This window comes from Frankia sp. CeTa3Moorea, from assembly GCF_978021225.1.
On sequence record NZ_CDXDOR010000276.1, the window covers coordinates 1 to 3,046 of the forward strand.

Annotated in this window: 2 protein-coding genes; one reads left to right on the forward strand and one right to left on the reverse strand. The window is 70.5% G+C overall.

The window, feature by feature from the left end:
• Positions 1-4: 4 nt before the first annotated feature.
• A complete protein-coding gene (gene murC / locus AC08OV_RS24245; protein WP_476616165.1) occupies positions 5-1,534 on the reverse strand; it encodes a UDP-N-acetylmuramate--L-alanine ligase in 1,530 nt (509 codons plus the stop codon).
• A gap of 434 nt (positions 1,535-1,968) precedes the next feature.
• On the opposite strand from murC, the gene ftsZ reads away from it, so the two are divergent.
• Positions 1,969-3,046, forward strand: a 1,078-nt coding sequence (gene ftsZ / locus AC08OV_RS24250; protein WP_476620397.1) for a cell division protein FtsZ, incomplete at its 3' end; no start/stop codon positions are given.

Genomic DNA, 3,046 nt, shown 5'->3' on the forward strand with positions numbered 1-3,046 from the left:
GAGGTCAACCGGCCGCCGCGAAGCCCAGGGCGGCCAGCAGCCGGGGACCGACCGTGGTGCTCGTTCCCGCTCCGAGCGTGAGCAGTAGGACCCCCCGCGACGCCTCGTCGCTCAGGGTGGCGCGGACGTCCGTGGCGAGTCGTTCGACGAGTTCGGACCAGGACACGTAGTACGTTGCCGCCGGCTCGCTCACCCGCTTGACCAGGTCGACGGCATGCAGACCGAGGTCGTCGGTCTCGCGGGCGGCATAGATGTCGGTGACGTACACCCGGTCGGCGTCGCTGAACGCGGCCGCGAAGTCATCCAGCAGCGCGGCGAACCGGCTGAACGTATGTGGCTGGAGTACCGCCCAGATCTGCCGTCCCCGAGCCCGCGAACGGGCCGCGGCGAGCGTCAGACGGACCTCCGTCGGATGATGCGCGTAGTCGTCGATCACCTCCAGGCTGCCCGGACCTCCGGCGGGCCCGGTGCCGGTGCTGCCGGTGCTGCCGTTCCAGAAGCCCACGAACTCGAACCGTCGGGCCGCGCCGGTGAAGGTCGTCAGGGTGGTGAGGGCCTGGGCGGGAGCGACTCCCAGTTCGGTGGCGGTGGCGAGGACCGCGAGCGCGTTCAGCACCGAGTGTCGGCCGGGTATCGTCAGGGTCAGCGCACCGACCTCCTGGCCGGCCCGCAGGACGGTCGCCCTGGTCATGTCGTCCCCCGCGGTGGTGACGACGTCGACCGCGCGCCAGTGGCGTTCCGGCTCGAAGCCATAGTCGATCACCGCGACGTCATTATTCACCGCGACGTCATTATTCACCGCGACGTCCTTGCCGGGCCGCTGGCGACCCAGCTCGGTGAGGACGGCGACCACCCCGGGATGATCTCCGCAGACAACCAGTCGTCCACCCGGCCGGACCCGTCGGGCGAACGCGGCGAAGGCTGCCCGGACCGATGCCTCGTCGGGGAAGACGTCGGGGTGCTCCCACTCAACGTTGGTGATGACGGCGATGCTCGGGTCGAGGCCCGCGAAGGCGCCGCCGTACTCGTCGGACTCCAGGACGAAGACGTCGCCGGAGCCGGCCAGCGCGTTCCCCCCCAGCTGTGACACCTCTGCGCCGATGACCGCCGTGGGATCCAGCCCGGCGGCGCGCAGGACCAGGGTGAGCATCGCCGAGGTGGTCGACTTGCCGTGCGAACCGGCGACGGCGACCAGCCGGTACCCGGCGGTGAGCTCCGGTAGCCATTCCGAACGGCGGCGCACGGGCAGACCGAGCGCGCGGGCGGCGACGATCTCCGGATGGTCGTCGGGCAGCGCGCTGGACGCGACCACGACATCCGCACCGGCGAGCTCGGCGGCGACGGCGGCCGGACCGGGCGTGGCCCCGATCCGGATCGGTACCCCCCGTGCGCGTAGGGTCGCCACCCGGGGCGAGTCCTCGGAGTCACTGCCGCTCACCGTCCCGCCGCCCGCGAGATGGATCTGGGCCAGCGGAGACAGGCCGCTGCCTCCGATGCCGAGGAAATGGACGTGCTGGGTGCGCTGACCGGTCACGGGAGGCAGTACACCATCATCGGCCCCGGGGATGGTGAGGTCCCTTGATCCGCGGCACGGCCAGGTGCCGGGATCCGTACATTGATCGGGACCCGTACATTGAGACGAAGCCCTCGCCGGCTGTCCAGGGGAGGTCGCCAGAGGCGAGCCACGGCTACCACAGACCCCTTCCGGGGCGGGGGCCCCCGCATGGTGGCGAAGCCACCATGCGGGGAAAGTCGTGACGCGCCGACAGCGTCCTTGACCACCGCCGGAGCCGTGCCTACTGTCCGATCCACAGTCGGAAGTTGACATAACTGTAACCGTCTAGCTGACGGTGAAGGTTGAGGCTTCGACTGCTTTCCCGCTCGCCGCGTGGCTCCGCCTTCCCGCGGCGGCGCAGGGGCGGGGTAACCCCCGTCCGACCACCGACGCCGCTGGAGGACCGACACCGCATGGCTGCCCCACAGAACTATCTCGCGGTCATCAAGGTCGTCGGGATCGGTGGTGGTGGCGTCAACGCCGTCAACCGGATGATCGAAGTCGGTCTCAAGGGCGTCGAGTTCATCGCCATCAACACCGACGCCCAGGCCCTGCTCATGAGCGACGCCGACGTGAAACTCGACGTCGGCCGTGAGCTCACCCGAGGCCTCGGCGCCGGAGCCGACCCCGAGGTCGGCCGCCAGGCTGCCGAGGATCACCGGGAGGAGATCGAGGAGGTCCTCAAGGGGGCCGACATGGTCTTCGTCACCGCGGGTGAGGGTGGTGGCACGGGTACCGGCGGTGCGCCGGTCGTCGCGAACGTCGCCCGCTCTCTCGGAGCACTCACCATCGGTGTGGTCACCCGGCCGTTCACCTTCGAGGGTCGGCGCCGGGCCACCCAGGCTGACACCGGTATTGACACTTTGCGTAATGAGGTCGATACCCTCATCGTCATCCCGAACGACCGTCTGCTGGCGATGACGGACCGGGACATCAGCGTTCTCGACGCCTTCCGCAGCGCCGACCAGGTGCTGCTCTCCGGTGTCCAGGGCATCACCGACCTGATCACCACGCCCGGCCTGATCAACCTGGACTTCGCCGACGTCAAGACGGTCATGTCCCATGCCGGCAGCGCCCTGATGGGCATCGGACGGGCCCGCGGCGACGACCGGGCCACCGTCGCCGCCGAACAGGCCATCGCGTCCCCCCTGCTCGAGGCGAGCATGGACGGGGCCCAGGGGGTGCTGCTCAACATCTCGGGTGGGTCGGACCTCGGCCTGTTTGAGATCAACGCGGCCGCCGAACTGGTCGCCGACGCGGCCCACCCGGAAGCGAACATCATCTTCGGTGCGGTCATCGACGACGCACTCGGGGACGAGGTGCGGGTGACGGTCATCGCCGCCGGCTTCGACACCGTCCAGGACCGGCGGACCCGCACCCTCAACGCCGCGGGGCAGCGGCGCCCGCCGGGGCCGGCCGGCGGGTCGGCTGCTGGGCCGCCGACCGTGGCCGCCCCGGCCACCTCGCCCGCGACAACGATCCTGCCGCCGC